Origin of the sequence: Xenorhabdus bovienii, from assembly GCF_024721015.1 — a bacterium.
GTDB classification, from domain to species: Bacteria; Pseudomonadota; Gammaproteobacteria; order Enterobacterales; family Enterobacteriaceae; genus Xenorhabdus; species Xenorhabdus bovienii.
The window spans coordinates 1-1208 of sequence record NZ_JANAIF010000222.1; the positions used below are offsets into that span (position 1 = coordinate 1).

Here is a 1208-nt window from a genome sequence, read left to right on the forward strand (position 1 = left end):
CAGGGGTTACGCATGAAAATATTGAGTGGATAATTCTTTCATTTTTAGAGGGACGCTAATGAAAGAATTAGTGGAGGTCTTTTCTGATTTTCCAGACCCACGTTGTCAGGGAAAGGTCAAACACCGTTTTATTGATATCTTAGTGATCGCGGTATGCGCTGTCATTGCTGGGGCTAACGCCTGGACTGATATTGAACAGTACGGTCAACTCAAAAAGGATTGGCTGAGTTCATTTCTTCCGCTCAAAGGGGGTATTCCGTCACATGATACTTTCCGGCGCTGTTTCAGTTTATTAAACCCGAGCCTCTTTGAACATCATTTTTATCAATGGGTTTCTCGTGATCTCTCTTCAGAAAAACGGGCTATCATTGCGATTGATGGTAAAAGTTTACGTCATTCGTTTGATAAGAAAATTGACCAAAGCGCATTACATATGGTGAGTGCATTCACGGTTGAGAAAGGGCTTAGCTTATGTCAATGTGCCGTAGACGGAAAATCAAACGAAATTAAGGCCATTCCGGCATTATTATCGATGCTTTCATTGAAAGGCCATCTCGTGACGATGGATGCGATGGGTTGCCAACGCACGATTGCTCAGCAACTACGCGAGAGTGAAGCCGATTATATTTTGTCGCTTAAAGGCAATCAGGGGAAAACCTTTTCGGAAGCGGTTAACTATTTTCAACAACAACAGATAACCCAAAAACCTTACCTTAAACCTGACCATGATGAATTCGATGATAGCCACGGACGTACCGTCAGACGGCGCGGATGGGTTCTGCCACTGACATCAGAAACAAAACACTTAAGGTCTTGGCCAGATATTCAAGCTCTTCTGGTAACAGAAACGATACGACAAGAACACTATTCTGACACGGTGACTTCTGACTTTCGTTATTATTTAAGCAGTTGTCATGATTCTCCCGCCTTTCAGTTAGGTGCAATACGAAAACATTGGGCTATCGAAAATAGTTTACACTGGGTACTGGATGTCACTTTCCGAGAAGATGATTCACGGATGAGAGAGCGGGTCGCCACAAGAATATTTGCCCAATTACGTAAAATGGCACTCAATATTGTTAAACGAGATATCAATAGTAAATTGAGTTTGAGTGCGCGAAGAAAATCAGCGGGATGGGATAACGGTTATATGGAAGCACTGTTATTTAATCAATTTTAGCCGACTAAAATTTCATGCGTAACCCCTG

General features: G+C 42.3%; 1 protein-coding gene. It reads left to right on the forward strand.

Annotation, left to right across the window (positions count from 1 at the left end):
- The first annotated feature begins 58 nt into the window (after window positions 1–58).
- A complete protein-coding gene (locus NXS07_RS20180; protein WP_258087531.1) occupies window positions 59–1180 on the forward strand; it encodes an ISAs1 family transposase in 1122 nt (373 codons plus the stop codon).
- Window positions 1181–1208 lie beyond the last annotated feature (28 nt).

What these genes read in the sequence shown, in the direction of transcription:
- NXS07_RS20180 (WP_258087531.1), top strand. Translation starts at nt 59, where the DNA reads ATGAAAGAATTAGTGGAGGTCTTTTCTGATTTTCCAGACCCACGTTGT.